Source organism: Desulfosoma profundi, assembly GCF_055387865.1.
In genome coordinates this window covers 3,623,742-3,641,030 of the sequence record NZ_AP042420.1, presented here as the reverse complement: position 1 = coordinate 3,641,030, position 17,289 = coordinate 3,623,742, and the positions used below count along the sequence as shown (strand labels likewise).

Genomic DNA, 17,289 nt, shown 5'->3' with positions numbered 1-17,289 from the left:
ATTATTGAATCCACGGAAGAATTCTGGCCCATGCTTCATGGACCCCTTCCCGGGTGAGCGCCGAAAAGACCAGGATCTCGGTTGCAGGCACACCCAAAATCCGGGCGGCCGACTGGACAAAACTCAGGCGTTTTCCCCGGGGAACTTTATCCGCCTTGGTAAGCACAGGCAGAGTCCGGATTCCTTGGGTGCGGAGCCAATTCCACAACTGGACGTCGTCGGCCGTGGGGGGATGCCGGAGATCCATGATGTGCACCAGCCCGGCAAGTTCCTGACGGGAGGACAGGTATCTTTCCACCATGGGACCCCATTGGTCCCGGACCTTTTGTGGGACTTTCGCGTAGCCGTAACCCGGCAGGTCCACGAACAAAAAGGAGTCGTTGATTTTGAAAAAATTGAGGGTTTGCGTACGGCCCGGCGTTGCACTGGTCCGCACGAGCTTTTTGCGGCCGACAAGAGTATTGATGAGCGAAGATTTTCCCACGTTGGATCGGCCGGCAAAGGCCACTTCGGGAAGGCCTTCCCTTGGGTAGCCTTGAGGCGCCACCGCGGAGGTGATGAAAACAGCCGATCGGATCATCACAGGGGATGCGGCGTGGGGGATCGTTGCATCGTCCATGCGAACCTCTCAGCCCGACTCGGGTAACCGTGCGGTGGCATTCCGAGAGTGACGGGGTCATGGCGAACACCCCTCTATGGTCTCCTTTTATACCCCGGGACGGTCGGAATCGGGGCACCGTGGTCCCGCCAAGACCCGGCCCTGACGGCTGCGTTCGGCAAGGAACCGTTCCAGGCGATCCATGCCCTCGGCAATGTTTTCCAGTGAGTTGGCGTAGCTGAACCTCAGGTATCCTTCGCCCCGGCTGCCGAAGTCCACTCCCGGGGTCACCCCCACACGGGCCTTTTCCAAGATTTCAAAAGCAAAGTCTAAAGAGTTTGGAGAAAAGTTCTTGGCGTTGGCAAAGACGTAAAACGCTCCGGTCGGCTCCACGGCAATCCCAAAACCCATCGCTCGAAGCCTCTGGATCATAAACCGGCGCCGTTCGTCGTAGATCCGCACCATTCGGGCCACCTCGTCGCGGACCTCCGGGACCGTCAAGGCCGCCAAGCCCGCCCATTGAGACACCGAATTGGCGGAAATGAAAAAATTCTGCATGAGGGCTTGCATGGGGCGGACGAGATCCTTGGGCACGATGAGATAGCCCAGCCGAAATCCCGTCATGGCGAAGAGCTTGGAAAAACCGTTGAAGACGATGGCCTTCCGAGTGAATTCCAGAATGGAATGGGCCCGACCCTCATAGACCAACCCGTGGTAGATCTCGTCGCTCAGGATCCACAGTCCCAGATCGGCCAACGCCTCGAGGCGCTCCCTGTCCATGATCGTCCCCGTCGGGTTGGACGGCGAATTGATGAGCAGCGCCCGGGTCTTGGGCCCGATGGCCCGGCGCACAACTTCGGCCCGGAACTGGAACCCGTCTTCTTCTTCCACGGCCACCATTTTCGGCACGCCGTCCAAAAAGGTCACGAAGCTCGGGTAACAGGCGTAGTGCGGATCCGAAAGGATCACCTCATCGCCCCGATCCATGATGGTGCTGAGCGCCACGAGGAACGCCGGGGATGAACCGGAGGTCACCAGGATCTGATCCGGTTCCAAATCCTTCACCCCGTAGGTTTCGGCATAGTAGGCGCACAGAGCTTCTCGAAGCCGCACCAGCCCAAGGCTGTGGGTATAATGAGTCTCCCCGCGCTCCAGCGCCTCCTTGGCGGCTTCAAGCACAGCTTTGGGGGCGTTGAAATCGGGTTCCCCCACTTCGAGGTGGATGACCGATTCCCCGCAGCGTTCCATGGCCTGCGCCTTCTCTAGGACATCCATGACCAGGAACGGCTTGATGTCACGCACACGGCGGCAAATCATGGGTTCTGTCCTTCGGCTCCCAGTTTTCGAAGATAGATCGAGGCGGCATCGGCCAGGGCAGTGCCCGGTGCAAGCCGGATCACATGACGGAACGCCTTCACGGCTTCTTCGGTGCGGCCTTCGGTGGCACAGACTCTTCCATAGTGAAATTGGGCCTCGGCAAGATTCGGGCCGTACGTCACCGCGGCTTTGTAAGCCCGGCGGGCCTCAGCCTGTCTTCCCAGCGCATCCAGAGCCCGGCCACGGTAAAGGTGCGCCTCGGCGTAAGTGTTCTGAAAATGAAGAGCTTCGTCGAAATATCTCAAGGCTTCCGCATAGCGCCCTTGGTCCATCATCAACCGCCCAAGATTGAACAAAGGTTTTTCGGGTGTGCGGTAAAACGGGTTGGCCAAAGCCTTCTGAAAGTGTTCTTCGGCCTTTTCTCTTTGCTGCTGTTCCGCGTAAAAAGCGCCCAAGGCGTTATGCGCCTCGGAATAATCGGGTTTCAATTCCAGGGCTTTCTGAAAATGGAACAGGGCCTGGTCCGGCAGGCGGCGGGCCGCATAGGCCAAGGCCAGGCTGTAGTGGGTGCGGGGGTCTTTGGGATCTTTGTTTTCCGCGGCGGCCAAGTATTGCAAAGCTTGGCCGGTGTCCCCGGCGGCCAGGAATTTATCCCCGAGCGCCCGCAGTTCGTCGGCGTCCATCCATCTCGTGGGGTCGTGTCCAGAAGACGGCAAAGGTGTACATGAAGCCAGCAAGAGCGCCCCGAGCAGGGCCATGAGCCCCCCGGTGTTCCGTAAAGCCCTACTCGGCCCAACGCCTTGTGCCGCCGCACGTGGATGCCGCTTCATGGCTTCTCCCCGGGTCCCAGGAGTGTTATCCGATGACTTTGTTCAAACTGTATTCGATGATCCCTTCCGCCCCACGCTTGATGAGCTGTGGGACGAGTTCGCGCACGGTGTGTTTGGAGACCACCACTTCCACACTCACCCAGTCCGATTGATAGAGATGCGCCGTGGTCGGCGAGGTGAGGCTCGGCAAAATTTCGATAACGTCGTTAAGTTTGTTCTTGGGCACGTTCATCTTGAGGCCCACCAGATCTTCGGCCCGCAGCGCCGCTTGAAGCAGCAAGCTGATCTGCTCGATCTTTTCGCGCTTCCAGGGGTTGTTCCACGCCGCCTTGTTGGCGATGAGCTGGGTGTTGGTGAGCATGAGTTCCTTGACGATCCTCAGGCCGTTGGCGCGCATGGTCGCCCCCGTCTCTGTCACCTCCACAATGGCGTCGCACAGCCCGGCAATGACCTTGGCTTCGGTGGCCCCCCAGGAGAATTCGACATCCACGCGCACCCCGGCTTGGTCGAAATAGCGCCGGGTAAAATTGACCAATTCGGTGGCAACCTTCTTGCCTTCCAGGTCCTGCAGGTCTTTCACCGGGGAGTCGTAAGGAACAGCCAGGACCCAGCGGGCCGGGCGTTGACTCACCTTGGAATAGATGAGATCCGCCACCACATGGACATCGGAGTCGTTTTCCAGGATCCAGTCCTTTCCCGTCAAGCCCGCATCAAAGGTGCCGTTTTCCACATAACGGCTCATCTCTTGAGCCCGGCAGATACTGCACTGGATTTCCGGGTCGTTGATTTCGGGGAAATAATTCCGGTTTGTAAGGGAAATCTTCCAGCCGGATTTCCGGAACAGCTCGATGGTGGCTTCTTGTAAACTGCCTTTGGGAATACCGAGGATCAGCTGATTCACTCCTTATAAACCTCCTTGGGATTAAAGACTTGAGCTTCCGCCACTTGGAAGACACCGTTTTGAAGTCGGCGGAAAAAACACGAGGCGTAGCCTTCGTGGCACGCCGCCCCGGTTTGTTCGACGAGGATCAAAAGGGTGTCGGCGTCGCAGTCCAGGTACATGTCCCGAACCTTTTGGACGTGACCCGACGTTTCGCCTTTGAGCCACATCTTCTGTCGAGAGCGGCTCCAGTAATGGGCCAACCCCGTCTCCAGGGTCTTGGCCCACGCAGCCTCGTTCATGTACGCCAGCATGAGAACGCGACGGCTCGCCGCATCTTGGACGATCACGGGGAGCATTCCGTTTCCCTTAGCGAAATCAGGTTTCTCTGTCAACGCCGTCTCCTCTGCTTCTCTTCGCCTGTCTTGAGCACCATCCGTGGATGGGTGCGCTTTGGGCACTAAAATCCGCCAAGCTCGGCGAAACCTTAAGAGGATACCATCCGAGCGGCCAACTGTCCACAGGCCGCTCGGATATCCGCCCCGCGGCTCTGACGCACCGTGGCCGTAAGATGGGCCTGCTGAAGAATCTCCTGGAAATGGAGCACGGCTTCTTCGGACGGCCGTTGAAAAGGAAGGTCGGGGTGGGGGTTGAAGGGAATGAGATTCACCTTGGAACGCACCGAGGAGAGCAACTTCACCAAACGCCGGGCGTCTTCCGGACGATCGTTCACACCTTTCAGGAGAATGTACTCAAAAGTGATCCGCTTGCGAGACGGTGTGGGATACGCCCGACACGCTTCCATAAGGGCGGCCAAGGGATATTTCCGGTTGATGGGCATGAGGCGGCTTCGGGTGTCATCGTCCGCCGCGTGAAGGCTCACAGCGAGGTTTACCGGACTTTCCCTTCCCAAACGTGCCATCTGCGGCACCAGACCCACGGTGGAAACGGTGACCCGCCTGTGGGAAAAGCCCAGCCCGTTGGGGTCCAAGAGTATTGTGAGAGCCTTCAAGACGGCATCTTCATTCGCCAAGGGTTCGCCCATCCCCATAAAGACGATGTTGGTGATCCGCCCGTCCGTTCCGAGCGCCTGCTGCATGTGGATCAACTGATCGACGATTTCCGCTGTGCGCAGATTGCGTTTCAGGCCCATGGTTCCGGTGAGGCAGAACCGGCAGCCTAGGGCACAGCCCACCTGACTGGAGACACACGCGGTCAGGCGGGGTGGGTCGGGAATGAGCACGCTTTCGATGAGGTTTCCGTCATGGAGACGGAAGACGAACTTGCGCGTGCCGTCGGCGGCGTCTTCCGTCCCGATCATCTCCATGGCATTGAGCCACGTGCCGTATTCCAGCTGAGTGCGGAACGCTTTGGAGAGGTCGGAGCATTCGTCCCAGGAGCGGACAAAGCGACCATAGAGGTGACGGTAGATTTGGCGGGCGCGAAAAGGCCTCTCGCCGAGGCGTTGGACCCAGGCTTCCAAGGCGTCCAAAGGAAAATCTTTGATATAGACCCGATCCATGGGCATGGCCGATCACGCCGTCTTGACCTGATACCGGTTTATGGTGCGATCCTGCAGGAAAACCCGATCATAAGAGCGCAAACTCACCGAATCGAACCATTCATAGCCCAGGGCGACGCAGTCCGGACAGGCCTTCCGAGGAATGTGCACGGCATAGATATGATATCCCCGGTCAGTCAGGGAATCGATGGACAATACCCCGCTGCACACCGGGCACACGCGCAGGCGTTCTTTTTGGTTTTCCAGAATGTTGTCCGTATCGTAATAAATGGTGCGCTCGCGCTGCGCAAATTCTTTGGTGGCCCGGTTCTTGGCAATGAATTCAGGACATCGGCGCCAGTAGTCCATGATTTCCTGGGCCATTCGGTCAATATAGTCGTTCGTTTCCGGCGACTGTCGAATCCGTGCCGGGTCGTAGTCCGGTTCCATCACTTTGCTGTAATCCACCCCCGCGAGCGCGAGAATGATGCCCACATTCACATAGGGCAGAGCCCCTTCGATGGAGTACCCCCCTTCCAGCACGGCAATATGCGGGCGGAGCATGCTGGTGAGTGTGGCGTAACCTTGCGCCGAGAAATTCATGTTGGTGATGGGGTCCGTGTAATGATTGTCTTGTCCGGCGGAATTGACAATCAATTCCGGCCGGAATTCTTCGAGGATGGGCAGCACGATCTTTTCCATGGCCCGAAGGAAACCTTCTTCCGATGTCCTCGGGGGCAAGGGGATGTTGATCGTCGCCCCCATGGCCGTCGGGCCTCCCAGTTCGTGATGGAAGCCGGATCCGGGATACAAAGTGCGCCCATCCTGGTGCATGGAAATAAATAGAGTGTCGGGGTCGTGCCAATAGATGTCCTGTGTGCCGTCCCCGTGGTGGCAGTCCGTGTCCACAATGGCGATGCGATCGATCCCGTAGGCGGACCGGAGATACTCGATCATGATCGCTTCGATGTTGATGTTGCAAAAACCTCGCGCCCCATGCACCACCCGCATGGCATGATGGCCCGGAGGCCGGACCAACGCAAAGCCTCGTTCCACCTGACGCTCCATGACCGCCTTGGCGATGGTCATGGCGCCTCCGGCGCTGATGAGGTGGCTTTCGGTAAGCACGCTGCGTTCGTCCGGAGCACAAAAATGGACGCGCCGAACGTCCTCGATGGTGGCCAACTCGGGCTTGAATTCGACGATCCCCTCAATGTCCAGGAGACCTTCTTCAAAGATTTGGTCCTGAGTGTAAAGCAGTCTTTCTTCCCGTTCCGGATGTGTGGGGCTGATCGCCCAGTCGAAAGCGGGGAAAATCACCAGTCCGGTTTTGGAAGCGGCACGGAGCATGAGCAGCTCTCCTTGAATTCAGCCGGCGCGGGAACAGGATTCCGGCGCGTAAGCGGCTTGAATTTTTTCGATGACCGATCGGTAGTGGTGGATAAGACCCGGTTTCACTTGAGCTTTCACGCGGTAGTACTTGCCCGTGGTGTAAAAGCCCCGCACCATGTTGAACTGAAGCCTTTCCAGAACTTCCATTTCCAGGTCCTCGCGGGTCGCCCCCTCTCGGACGGCTTTTTCCGCGAGCAATTCCACGGCCAGTGAAACCGCTTTCTCCATGGTGAAATCGCGCTTCACCGGCTGATGGAAGGCTTCTTCCGGCGCTGTGGCGATCCCGCGTTCGGTGTCCACAAACAGGGTGAGCTCGCAGGTGGTCCGCGCCAGCGCCGCACCGACGGCGTTGGCCACCTGCCATTGGGGAACCACTCGAGCGGTATAAGGGGAAATCTCTTGGAGCCGCTTGGCGAAATAGGGAGCCGGTCCACCGAGGACAAGGAGCTCCTTGGGCCGGACTTGGTAGCCCTCCAGCAGTTCGTGGACGGTGTAAACCGGCTTGGCGTTGATGACACGCACCATTTCTTCGGCGGCATCCAAAATGCCTTGGCACGCGGCGTCAAAGACCTGTTGGGCGGCTTGCGCTACAGTCACGCCCAAGGCGTGCGCCACCTGAGCCATACCCCGTTGGGCGGCGTCCCGGTTGCCTTTCAAATCCCCGCCCAAGGTGATGATGGCATCGGTGGGCGTCGGCGTTGGTCCGCCGAAGGCCATGGCCGGCCCCTCGCGATCGGGTCCGACATGCAGGCGGCCGTCTTTGACCCGCACCGCACTGTCTCCCCCCAAAGCCAAGGAGGTGGTTCGCAAAGCGCGGATGAGTGTGCGGAATCGGCCGAGCTCGGCTCCCTGCGCCGCCAGAAGCGGGACGGTGCCCACCAGCACGGCCATGTCCGTGGTGGTTCCGCCGATGTCCAAGACGATGGTATCCACATCCTCCGCAGTGAACGGCAACGACCCCATGACGCTCGCCGCCGGACCGGAGAGAATGGTCTGTCCGGGGAGGTCCAACGAAGCGTCAAAGCTCATGGTCCCCCCGTCGGCCTTAAGGATATGGATGGGAATGGGCAGGCCGTTTTTCTTCAGAGAGCGGCGCACGGCATCGAAGAATCTTTTGTGGATGGGATAGACCGCTGCATTGAGGTACGCGGTGGCGATCCGACGGGGGAAATTCAGGTTCCCCGACAGCCGGTGTCCCAAGACCACATATTCAAAATGGTCTCCCAGAAGCTGTTGGATCTGGGTTTCATGTTTGGGATTGCGCACGGAAAATTTCCCCACCACCCCCACATGGCGCACGCCCTCTTTTCGCAGCTTGGACGCGATGGCCTCAATCTCCATGGGTTCAATGGGTTGGATTTCCCGACCTCGGTGGTCGATGGAGCCGGCGACTGAATAATAATGCTCATTTGTGCGGAAAAACTCGGGATCCAATCCCGGCCCGCCGGCCACGATCATGCCGACCGGCGGCAGCTTCTCCTCCGCGATGGCATTGGTCGTGAGCGTCGTGCTCAAGACGATGCGTTGCACCTCGTGGGGCTGCACCCCCAAGGTGACCGCTTCCAAGCCCTTCCACACACAGAGGAGCAGATCCTCGTGGGTTGTGGGTATTTTCGCCTGGCATTCAATCCCTTGTTCTCCCAACAAGACCACATCGGTGTGAGTGCCGCCCACATCCAGTCCTATGATCATGACCAACCTCGAAGTTTCAAAGGATTCGCCGGTGCCGCATGAATCCGTCCGTGATAGTCGCCGCAGGCATCGCCACGGTTCTTGCCGCTCGTCGGGAAAAGGCCGCGCAAGTCCTAGGGATGCTAGCCAAAAGGCCCTCGGGTGTCAATGAACCGTTTCTGCTTTCGGAACAGCAAACAAGCTTTTCTTTACAACAAAATGAAAAGAAGTTATTTTGTCTCGTTTTAGAAAGCACGAATGAGGACCTAAAGCCGAGAAGGGGCCGGAACTGATGATCCCCCTGCGCGATGCCAATCCGTCCCGGGAATTTCCTGCGGTGACCTATGGGATTATCGGGATTTGCATCGTCGCGTTCCTCTACGAGCTCCTGTTGGGACCTCAGTTGCGCGTATGGATCTTTCAATACGGCATTGTTCCGGTGCGCTACACCCACCCTGAAATCGCGGCGCGCTACAGCCTGGTGGAACAGACGATTCCCTTTGTCACCACCATGTTTCTCCACGGCGGATGGATGCATCTGATCGGCAACATGTGGGTGCTCCATATCTTTGGGGACAATGTGGAAAGTGCTCTGGGACGCGGCCGGTATCTTGTCTTTTACCTGCTCTGTGGACTGGCCGCGTCGTTACTCCACATCGTCACGAATCCGGCTTCGAGGATCCCGACCATCGGGGCAAGCGGGGCCATTGCCGGTGTCATGGGCGCCTACTTTTTGTTGTATCCTCGGGCTCGAGTTCTCACCTTGGTGCCCATTTTCTTTTATTTTTCCATCATCGAGTTGCCGGCCTATGTGTTTTTGGGCGTGTGGTTTCTGATGCAGTTCTTTAGCGGCACTTTTTCCCTGATGGGCGGCGGGGCCCAGGTGGGTGGGGTGGCCTGGTGGGCCCACATCGGCGGCTTCATCGCCGGTATGGTCCTCCTCAAAGTGTTCAGGGGGCGCCGATGATTCGGCATCCGAGGACTGATTTTCGGCCGGGAAAGGACTTTCCCGCGTATGTGCGGAGCCACCCTGAGGGGGCCGCGGTGTCGCTCCGGGTGCAGCCCAACGCCCGTAAGACCGAGTTGGCGGGAATCCAGGACGGGTTCTTGAAGCTTAAGGTCTGCGCTCCGCCTGTGGAAGGGGCGGCCAACCGAGAATGTCTGCGGTTTTTTTCCGACCTAACGGGAACGGCCAAAAATCGTGTGGTGCTGCTTCACGGGGATAGGAGCCGAAATAAGGTCGTTTTAATCCAGGGAACGAGCGCCGAGCGGCTTGTGGAAATCTTTCAGGCCCTTGGCATAGGCGAAGAGCGGCATTCGCCAACATCCAACGGAAGCTGAGAAGGAGGACAAGGTCATGCGGGAAGCGGTGATTGTGAGTGCGGTGAGAACGCCGCTGGGGAGTTTCAATGGGTCTCTTTCATGCATCGGCGCAACGGCTTTAGGCGCCGTGGTCATCGAAGAAGCCGTTCGGCGCGCCGGCATCCAGAAAAGCGACGTCAACGAGGTCATCATGGGCCAGGTGCTGCCCTGCGGCTATGGGCAAAACCCGGCTCGGCAGGCTGCTGTGAAAGCCGGAATGCCCTGGGAAGTGGAATGCCTCACTGTGAACAAGGTCTGTGGTTCCGGCCTCAAAGCGGTGATGCTTGCGGCCCAGGCGATTCAGACGGGCGACGCCGATGTGGTGGTGGCGGGCGGAATGGAAAATATGAGCATGGCTCCGTACTTTCTGGACAAAGCGCGCACCGGCTACCGCATGGGTCACGGGCAGTTGAAGGATCATATGATCCACGACGGCCTGTGGGACATCGTCAACGATTTCCACATGGGAATCTCCAACGAATTGTGCAGCGAACGCTACGGCGTGAGCCGTGAGGACCAGGACAAATATGCCGAAGAGTCCTATCGGCGGGCCTTGGCGGCCATTGCCGAGGGGAAGTTTCAGGAAGAAATTGTTCCGGTGCCCATCCCGCAGCGAAAGGGAGACCCGGTCCTTTTTGCCAAGGATGAATGCCCCCGGGAGACGTCCTACGAAATCCTGTCGAAGATGAAACCTGCCTTTAAGGAAGGCGGCGTGACCACAGCCGGCAACGCCTCCGTCATCTCCGATGGGGCGGCCGCCGTGGTGGTCATGGCCAAGGAAAAGGCGGAAGCCTTGGGATGCCGGATCTTGGCTACCGTGGGTGCCCAAGCGTCCGCCGGCATCGACATGAAATACGTTCTGGTGGCACCCATCTGGGCCGTGCCCAAATGCCTCAGAAAAGAGGGGATCGGTCTCGAGGATGTGGATCTTTATGAGATCAACGAGGCTTTCAGCGGATCCACCGTGGCCGTCCTTCGGGAACTGAAGCTGGATCCGGCCAAGGTGAACGTCAACGGCGGCAGCGTCTCCCTCGGGCATCCCATCGGTGCCAGCGGTGCCCGGGTCTTGGTCACCTTGATTTACGAACTCATTCGGCGGGACAAGAAAACCGGCTTGGCCTCCCTGTGCCTCGGCGGCGGCGAGGCCGTGGCTCTTGTGGTGAAGCGGTAGAGCGAAGGAGGAAAACCATGGAAGTCAAGACCTTTGGCGTGATCGGTGCCGGTCAGATGGGAAATGGCATTGCCCAGGTGGCGGCCATGAGCGGCTTGTCAGTGATCATGAACGATATCCAGGAAGAGTTCGTCCAGAGAGGCCTCAACACCATCAAGAAAAACCTGGCTCGAAGTGTGGAAAAAGGCAAGATGAGTCAGGAAGAGATGGACGCCGTCCTGGGGCGCATCCGCACCAGCGTGGACCTCAAAGATATGGCCGTTGCCGATTTCGTGGTGGAGGCGGCCACAGAAAACGAGCAGATCAAGTTTAAAATCTTCCAGGATCTGGACAATATCTGTCCACCCCATGCCGTGCTCGCCACCAACACGTCCTCCATCCCCATCGGGCGCATCGCCGGCAAGACCAAGCGGCCCGAAAAAGTCATCGGCATGCACTTCATGAACCCTGTGCCGGTCATGAAACTGGTGGAGATCATTCGCGGCATTGCCACCTCCGACGAGACGTTTCAGCTCACATGGCAGCTGTCGGAAAAAATGGGGAAAACGCCGGCCTTGGCGCAGGACTACCCGGGCTTCATCGCCAACCGGATCCTCATGCCCATGATCAATGAAGCCGTCTATTGCCTGTACCACGGCATCGGCACCCGAGAAGACATCGACACGGTCATGAAACTCGGCATGAATCATCCCATGGGACCCTTGGCCTTGGCCGACCTCATCGGCCTGGATACATGCCTGGCCATCATGGAAACCCTGTACCAAGGATTCTGTGATTCCAAGTACCGACCGTGTCCGCTGCTGCGCAAATACGTCGAGGCCGGGTGGCTGGGCCGCAAGACCGGACGGGGATTTTACGAGTACAGCTGAAACGGAGGCGTCCCTGATGCACTTTGAACTCACCGAGGAACAAAAAATCATTCAGGAAACGGCGGCCAAGTTCGCCAAGAACGAACTGGAACCCGTAGCGGCGGAACTGGATCGCACCAAAAACCGGGACATCCTCAAGAGAAACCTGAAAAAGTTGGCCGAATTGGGCTTCATGGGGCTTAATGTGGACCCGGAATACGGGGGAACGGGTGCCGGGGTCATCGCCTTTTCCTTGGCCATGACGGAGCTGGGGCGCGCTTGTGCGGCCACGACGGTGACCACGTCCGTGACCAACATGGTGGCGGAAGTCATCCAGGCCATGGGGACCGAAGAGCAGAAGCGGCGCTACATTCCGCCTTTGTGCAGTGGCGAATATGCGGCGGGAAGCTTTGCCCTTTCCGAACCCGGCGCCGGGTCGGACCCCGCGGGTATCCGCACGAGCGCTGTCAAAGACGGGAACCACTGGATCATCAACGGCACCAAGCTCTGGATCACCAGTGGAGAGTACGCCGGCATTTTCGTGGTGTGGGCCGTGACCGACAAGGAAGCTCCGAAAGGGAAGGGGATCACCTGCTTTCTCGTGGAACCGGGAACACCGGGATTCACCATCGGCAAAGACGAAAAGAAACTCGGCCAGCATGGTTCATCCACCAATGAGTTGCTCTTCGAAGATTGCCGCGTGCCGGAAAGCGCTGTGCTGGGGAGAGTCAACGACGGCTTTCGGATCGCCGTTTCCGAACTTGCCGGCGGGCGGATCGGCATCGGCTCCATGGCCTTGGGGATCGGCCTCGCCGCCATGGATTTTGCTTCCAATTACGCCAAGGAACGCATCCAGTTCGGGGTGCCCATCGCCAAACATCAAGCCATCCAGTGGATGATCGCGGACAACTACACGAGGCTGGAAGCGGCGCGGCTGCTGCTCCTTCGGGCGGCCTACCTCAAGGAAAACAAACGCCCCTATTCCAAAGAGGCCTCCATGGGAAAACTCTATGCCACCGAAGCCGCCAACAAGGCGTGCTACGATGCCATCCAGATCCTGGGAGGATACGGCTACACCCAAGACTTTCCGGTGGAACGCTACTACCGGGATGTTCGCGTCACCAGCATCTATGAAGGTACCAGCGAAATCCAACGTCTCATCATTGCCCGGGAACTCTTGAAATAGGAACCCCGGCAGGTCATCGCCAGCCAAGGGGCACGGTCCACCGTGCCCCTTTCAGTTTCCGTGGGAATGCCCCAGAAGACATACGAGCCTATTGTCAAGCACGCTTTTCGCGACTGGACGGTCCAGGACGGAAGACCTCAGCCAGCTGGGAAAGAATCATTCCGGCAAGCATGAGGACACAGCCGAAAACAGCTCGCAAAGAAAGCGTTTCTGCAAGGATGACCCAGCCCGCCACAGCCGCAATGGGTGATTCCATACTGAGCAAGATGGCGGCATGGGCCGGGTGCGCATCCTTTTGGGCGACCACCTGCAGCGTGTAGGCAATGCCCACGGAGACGAAGCCACCGTAGAGGATCGGGATCGCAGCGTCGTGGACCGCCTGCCACGTGATTTCCTCGAATCCGAGCGCCGAAAACACACTCAAAATGGAACAGACGGCAAATTGACAACACGCGAGTTTCACGGGATCGCGCCGCGGGGAAAGCCAGCCCAGGAGCAGGACGTGGCCCGTCCAAAAAAACGCCCCGACAAGAACCAGAGCATCCCCGAATTCCATGGTGAATTCTCTGGTGACACTCAAAAAATAGAGCCCCACGGCGGCAACAAGAGCGCCCACCCATGTGCCCAACGACGGGCGTTGCTTCCAGATCAACCCGAAAAGGGGGACCATGACCACGTACAGCCCGGTAATGAAACCGGCCTTTCCGGCTGTTGTGTAAACAATGCCGATTTGCTGGAGAGACGCCCCTCCGAAAAGGACCAAACCGAGCGTCAGGCCGGAGCGCCACGCCGCGCGCCATCCCGTGTCCGACCCGGGCAAAAGACGGGAACCGTTTTTCCGTCGGTCCATGATCAAAATGAGCGGGACCAAGGAGAGGCTTCCTAAAGCGAACCGAATGCCGTTGAAGCCCATGGGCCCGATAGCTTCCATGCCTTTGCGCTGGGCGACGAAAGCCACCCCCCAGAGGACGGCGGTGACGAGAAGCAACAGGTCTGCTTTGAGCGTCTGCGTGTGCATGAGGAAACCCCGCACGATAAAGTTGAAAAGGATTCTCTTCCGCGAGACGATGAATCACCATGGAATTGGGAGCCCCGAAGCGGTGCATTCTGGGTCAAGCACCTCATCGGAGTCAAGTCCAGGTTGGCGGTTCCCCTTGCGTGCGCTCATAAAAATTGGATATGTAAAACGAAACACAAAATGGAAACCGACTCTCCTTGATACCTGTCAATGAGGGGGATCGGCGCCGAGCACACGGTGAACGTCGAGACTTCTTCACAGAGAGGGCTGACCCATGCACGATGAGGATCGATTGGTGAAACCGATTCTGGTCACCGGGGCCACGGGATATGTTGGCGGGCGACTCACCCCGAGGCTGCTGTCCCAAGGATACCGGGTGCGCGTCATCGCCCGGTCCGCAGCCAAAGTCCGCTGCCGTCCCTGGGGGCGGCATCCCCACCTCGAGGTCGTTCGCGCCGACGTCATGGATCGCGACTCCCTTATTCGCGCCGCACAAGGCTGCCGGGCCGCTTACTACCTCGTGCATTCCATGACACCGGGAAAAAAGGATTTTGCCCATGCTGACCGCATCGCTGCGGAAAACATGGTCATCGCCGCGGGGAAAGCCCGATTGGAACGCATCATCTACCTGGGAGGGCTGGGTCGGGAAACACCGGATCTCAGCAAGCACCTGCGCTCAAGAATGGAAGTGGCCCATATCCTTCAATCGGGTCCCACCCCGACGACCTTCCTCAGGGCCGCCATGATTCTCGGCGCCGGCAGTGCTTCCTTTGAAATCCTTCGCTATCTTGTGGATCGCCTTCCCGTGATGATCACGCCACGATGGGTGCGGACACCCTGTCAGCCCATCGCCATCAGCAACGTGCTGCACTATCTATTGCACTGTTTGGAATCACCGCACGTGCGGGGGGAAACGCTCGATATCGGCGGCCCCGATGTCTTGACCTACGAAGATCTCATGCGCATTTATGCCGAAGAGGCCGGACTGCCGCGACGGTGGATCATCCCCGTGCCGGTGCTCACCCCGAGATTGAGTTCCTACTGGCTCAATTTGGTCACCCCTGTCCCCATGGCGTTGGCAAAACCCCTTGCCGAAGGGCTGCGAAACCCTGTGGTCTGCGAAGATTTCCGAATCCGCCAATGGATTCCCCAAAAACTTTTAAGCTGTCGGGAAGCCATCCGAGAAGCACTTCAAAAGATTCAGCAGGCCCAAGTGGAAACCTGCTGGACGGATGCGGGCTGGTCGACCCCGCCCGAATGGGTCCAATGCGGGGATGCACCTTATGCCGGCGGCACGGTCAGGGAGTGCGCCTACCGGATGATCCTCCCGGTGACCACCACAAAAGTCTGGGACGTCGTCGAGCACATCGGGGGCGGCCAGGGCTGGTTTTTCGGGGACGCCTTGTGGCGGGCCCGGGGCTGGATCGACCGCATCATGGGCGGTTTCGGCCACATGCGAGGGCGGCGCGATCCCAATCAGCTGCAGATCGGGGATACTGTGGATTACTGGCGCGTGCTGGAAATTGTTCCCGAAAGACGCCTCCTGCTTCTTGCGGAAATGAAAATGCCCGGTGAAGCTATCCTGGATTTCCGCCTTGCCCCCGTGGATACGGCCCAAAGCGAGGTGCAGGTCATCGCCCGGTTTCTCCCTCGAGGGCTCATGGGCGTATCGTATTGGGCTCTGTTGGCCCCTTTTCACAAGCGCATCTTTCGAGGCCTTTTAGAAGAGCTGGCCAGGATTCTTGGAAAGGCGCCGTCGGCCGGCCCAGAACCCTTTGATGCACGTCTGCCCCATGCGTGCCGTCTTGCGGCGTAGAAGCCCGTTCGACACCTTGGCGCCACCATGGCTTGTGGAAGGAAAAGCTTAGTTCGTTGGTGGCCTGTGGACCAGATTGGTTAGGCATCATCCACCCAGAGCGGGAAGACGTCGGGCGCCCGACACCGAAGATCCGTTCAGCTCATCGGCGGATGGATTCCCGAGCGTGTTTTAACTTTTAACGCAGGAGGGGACGATGAAGAGGGTAGTGCTTTCTTTGGTGATTCTTTTTGCCTGCCTTGGGAGTTTTGGGCGAGATGGACCGGGCGCTTTGGGGGTTTCCTGGGCTGGTCCGCCTCTGGTGGTCATAGGGGATAGCCTAGGGGAGGGGGTGCAGTCGGCGGACGCCAATGTGCGGACCCAACCCTACAGTTACGGCGTGTGGGTCGCCCGCCAGTCCGGACTGAATCTTGTGCTCCCTTACATTGTGAGCGGACCGTTGGGCGTCGTGGGGGACACCAGAGTTCGGCATCGCCTGTTCCCTTATGCCGAAGCGACCAATCTGGCCGTCTCTGGGGCCGATTCATGGTCCATACTCAACGACCGAGCCATGGCGACTTTGCCTCGTGAGATCTCCAGTGAGACGGAACTGGTGCTCTTTCCACGAACGGGAAGCCAGATTGAGATCGTGGAAGCTCTCAAGCCTGCAACGGTTCTGTGTTGGATCGGAAGTAACGACGTCCTCTCGGCGGTGCTGGCCTTCGACCAGTTGAATGAGACCCAAATTCGCCTCCTGATGACCGAACCGGAAGATTTTCGGGAAAACTATGAACAGATTTTGTCGCGCCTGAAAACAAGTGCGCAACGCGTCGTCGTCGCGGATATTCCCAACGTGACCGACATCGGCTTTTTGCTCGACAATGAGGACGTCGCCCGGTTCCTGGGACCTGGCGATTATGTTGCCGAGGGATCGAAAACCACCATCGCCGCTGTCTTCATGGTCCGCTTGGGTCTCGCTGATCTGGGGGTTTTTGAAGATCCCGACTACGTCCTGGATTCTGGAGAAATTGACGTGATTCAACAGAGAATCCAGGAATTGAACGAGATTATTGTCGAGACGGCGCAAATTCATGATTTTCCTGTGGTGAGAATTGGCGAAAAATTCCGGGAAAATGCGGAAAACCCGCCGGTATACGCCGGAGTCCCCATCAGTTCGCGGTATCTCGGCGGGATGTTCAGCCTGGATGGCGTGCATCCGTCGAATATCGGACATGCCTTGGTGGCCAACGAATTTCTCGCCACCTTGAGGACTCGCTACGGCTGGACCTCACCGGATTTAGATCGTTCCCTTTTGAACGACATCGCCGGCGCTGATCCCTTCGTGGATCTCGATGGGGACGGAAGGGTTCGAGGCCGCCCTCTGGCTGGTGCACTGGAAACCATCGGCCCGATCCTCGGCATTTCCGGTGATGTGGATGAGAATTCCCCTGGAAGGACAACTATGGGACTCAGCGAGCGAGACCGCCAGGACGCATTAAGCGTCTTGAACGAGCTGCGTGATCCCAAAGAGCGCGGAACCTCTCTCTGGACACAGGACCAGGTCCGCAAAGTGTTTCGTAAAATCTTCCGACTCTGAGACGGCCACAGAGGCGCCCCGATACGCCCACATCGGTGCAGGGTTTCAAGGGCGGCGGCGAGGTCGTGCAGGTAAAAACCCCGTGCGCGCAGCTTGTGCGCGTCGCGTGAGAGGCCGGAAGCG

16 protein-coding genes are annotated in these 17,289 nt (G+C 58.6%); 7 read left to right on the top strand and 9 right to left on the bottom strand.

Features of this window, described 5'->3' with window-relative positions; all coding sequences use genetic code 11:
* Position 1 precedes the first annotated feature (1 nt).
* The 8 genes from yihA to ACZ5K9_RS15745 all read right to left on the bottom strand — a co-directional run bounded on the left by yihA (position 2) and on the right by ACZ5K9_RS15745 (position 8,210).
* Positions 2–583 carry a ribosome biogenesis GTP-binding protein YihA/YsxC gene (yihA, locus tag ACZ5K9_RS15780; protein WP_464273988.1) on the bottom strand — a complete coding sequence of 194 codons (582 nt, stop codon included), beginning with the start codon at positions 581–583 and terminating at the stop codon, positions 2–4.
* 123 nt (positions 584–706) lie between these two features.
* Positions 707–1,915, bottom strand: coding sequence for a pyridoxal phosphate-dependent aminotransferase (locus ACZ5K9_RS15775; RefSeq protein ID WP_464272269.1), 1,209 nt, complete (start codon positions 1,913–1,915; stop codon positions 707–709).
* Positions 1,912–2,745: a tetratricopeptide repeat protein gene (locus tag ACZ5K9_RS15770; RefSeq protein ID WP_464272268.1), complete on the bottom strand. Its 834-nt coding sequence runs from the start codon at positions 2,743–2,745 to the stop codon at positions 1,912–1,914. Before ACZ5K9_RS15770 ends, ACZ5K9_RS15775 begins: the two co-directional genes overlap by 4 nt.
* Positions 2,746–2,770: 25 nt before the next feature.
* Positions 2,771–3,646, bottom strand: coding sequence for an ATP phosphoribosyltransferase (gene hisG, locus ACZ5K9_RS15765; RefSeq protein WP_464272267.1), 876 nt, complete (start codon positions 3,644–3,646; stop codon positions 2,771–2,773).
* Positions 3,643–3,984: a phosphoribosyl-AMP cyclohydrolase gene (gene hisI, locus ACZ5K9_RS15760; RefSeq protein ID WP_464273987.1), complete on the bottom strand. Its 342-nt coding sequence runs from the start codon at positions 3,982–3,984 to the stop codon at positions 3,643–3,645. The genes hisG and hisI overlap by 4 nt, the downstream gene beginning before the upstream one ends.
* 128 nt (positions 3,985–4,112) lie before the next feature.
* On the bottom strand, positions 4,113–5,153 hold the full coding sequence (gene rlmN / locus ACZ5K9_RS15755) for a dual-specificity RNA methyltransferase RlmN (protein WP_464272266.1): 1,041 nt from the start codon (positions 5,151–5,153) through the stop codon (positions 4,113–4,115).
* Positions 5,154–5,159: 6 nt separating this feature from the next.
* On the bottom strand, positions 5,160–6,476 hold the full coding sequence (locus ACZ5K9_RS15750; protein WP_464272265.1) for a histone deacetylase family protein: 1,317 nt from the start codon (positions 6,474–6,476) through the stop codon (positions 5,160–5,162).
* An 18-nt stretch (positions 6,477–6,494) separates the two neighbouring features.
* Positions 6,495–8,210 (bottom strand): hydantoinase/oxoprolinase family protein, encoded by a 1,716-nt coding sequence (locus tag ACZ5K9_RS15745; protein WP_464272264.1) that lies wholly within the window; start codon positions 8,208–8,210, stop codon positions 6,495–6,497.
* Between the two features lie 271 nt (positions 8,211–8,481).
* Between ACZ5K9_RS15745 and ACZ5K9_RS15740 the strand changes: the two genes are divergently transcribed.
* The 5 genes from ACZ5K9_RS15740 to ACZ5K9_RS15720 are packed head-to-tail and all read left to right on the top strand — an operon-like array spanning position 8,482 to position 12,756.
* Entirely contained in the window at positions 8,482–9,156 is a 675-nt protein-coding gene (locus tag ACZ5K9_RS15740; protein ID WP_464272263.1) for a rhomboid family intramembrane serine protease, read from the top strand.
* Positions 9,153–9,530 (top strand): DUF167 domain-containing protein, encoded by a 378-nt coding sequence (locus ACZ5K9_RS15735; protein WP_464272262.1) that lies wholly within the window; start codon positions 9,153–9,155, stop codon positions 9,528–9,530. The genes ACZ5K9_RS15740 and ACZ5K9_RS15735 overlap by 4 nt, the downstream gene beginning before the upstream one ends.
* Before the next feature lie 16 nt (positions 9,531–9,546).
* Complete coding sequence (locus tag ACZ5K9_RS15730) at positions 9,547–10,722, top strand: acetyl-CoA C-acetyltransferase (protein ID WP_464272261.1); 1,176 nt, start codon at positions 9,547–9,549, stop codon at positions 10,720–10,722.
* A gap of 17 nt (positions 10,723–10,739) precedes the next feature.
* Positions 10,740–11,591 carry a 3-hydroxybutyryl-CoA dehydrogenase gene (locus ACZ5K9_RS15725; protein WP_464272260.1) on the top strand — a complete coding sequence of 284 codons (852 nt, stop codon included), beginning with the start codon at positions 10,740–10,742 and terminating at the stop codon, positions 11,589–11,591.
* Between the two features lie 16 nt (positions 11,592–11,607).
* Entirely contained in the window at positions 11,608–12,756 is a 1,149-nt protein-coding gene (locus tag ACZ5K9_RS15720; RefSeq protein ID WP_464272259.1) for an acyl-CoA dehydrogenase family protein, read from the top strand.
* Positions 12,757–12,850: 94 nt separating this feature from the next.
* On the opposite strand, the gene ACZ5K9_RS15715 is transcribed toward ACZ5K9_RS15720, so the two are convergent.
* Positions 12,851–13,774 (bottom strand): DMT family transporter, encoded by a 924-nt coding sequence (locus ACZ5K9_RS15715; RefSeq protein WP_464272258.1) that lies wholly within the window; start codon positions 13,772–13,774, stop codon positions 12,851–12,853.
* Positions 13,775–14,048: 274 nt separating this feature from the next.
* On the opposite strand from ACZ5K9_RS15715, the gene ACZ5K9_RS15710 reads away from it, so the two are divergent.
* Positions 14,049–15,590 (top strand): SDR family oxidoreductase, encoded by a 1,542-nt coding sequence (locus tag ACZ5K9_RS15710; protein WP_464272257.1) that lies wholly within the window; start codon positions 14,049–14,051, stop codon positions 15,588–15,590.
* Positions 15,591–15,786: 196 nt separating this feature from the next.
* Positions 15,787–17,166, top strand: coding sequence for an SGNH/GDSL hydrolase family protein (locus ACZ5K9_RS15705; protein WP_464272256.1), 1,380 nt, complete (start codon positions 15,787–15,789; stop codon positions 17,164–17,166).
* Positions 17,167–17,289 lie beyond the last annotated feature (123 nt).

Coding starts and splice junctions, on each gene's coding strand:
- ACZ5K9_RS15775 (WP_464272269.1), bottom strand. CDS start 1,915: ATGATTTGCCGCCGTGTGCGTGACATCAAGCCGTTCCTGGTCATGGAT.
- ACZ5K9_RS15770 (WP_464272268.1), bottom strand. CDS start 2,745: ATGAAGCGGCATCCACGTGCGGCGGCACAAGGCGTTGGGCCGAGTAGG.
- hisI (WP_464273987.1), bottom strand. CDS start 3,984: ATGCTCCCCGTGATCGTCCAAGATGCGGCGAGCCGTCGCGTTCTCATG.
- rlmN (WP_464272266.1), bottom strand. CDS start 5,153: ATGCCCATGGATCGGGTCTATATCAAAGATTTTCCTTTGGACGCCTTG.
- ACZ5K9_RS15750 (WP_464272265.1), bottom strand. CDS start 6,476: ATGCTCCGTGCCGCTTCCAAAACCGGACTGGTGATTTTCCCCGCTTTC.
- ACZ5K9_RS15745 (WP_464272264.1), bottom strand. CDS start 8,210: ATGATCATAGGACTGGATGTGGGCGGCACTCACACCGATGTGGTCTTG.
- ACZ5K9_RS15740 (WP_464272263.1), top strand. CDS start 8,482: ATGATCCCCCTGCGCGATGCCAATCCGTCCCGGGAATTTCCTGCGGTG.
- ACZ5K9_RS15735 (WP_464272262.1), top strand. CDS start 9,153: ATGATTCGGCATCCGAGGACTGATTTTCGGCCGGGAAAGGACTTTCCC.
- ACZ5K9_RS15730 (WP_464272261.1), top strand. CDS start 9,547: ATGCGGGAAGCGGTGATTGTGAGTGCGGTGAGAACGCCGCTGGGGAGT.
- ACZ5K9_RS15725 (WP_464272260.1), top strand. CDS start 10,740: ATGGAAGTCAAGACCTTTGGCGTGATCGGTGCCGGTCAGATGGGAAAT.
- ACZ5K9_RS15720 (WP_464272259.1), top strand. CDS start 11,608: ATGCACTTTGAACTCACCGAGGAACAAAAAATCATTCAGGAAACGGCG.
- ACZ5K9_RS15715 (WP_464272258.1), bottom strand. CDS start 13,774: ATGCACACGCAGACGCTCAAAGCAGACCTGTTGCTTCTCGTCACCGCC.
- ACZ5K9_RS15710 (WP_464272257.1), top strand. CDS start 14,049: ATGCACGATGAGGATCGATTGGTGAAACCGATTCTGGTCACCGGGGCC.
- ACZ5K9_RS15705 (WP_464272256.1), top strand. CDS start 15,787: ATGAAGAGGGTAGTGCTTTCTTTGGTGATTCTTTTTGCCTGCCTTGGG.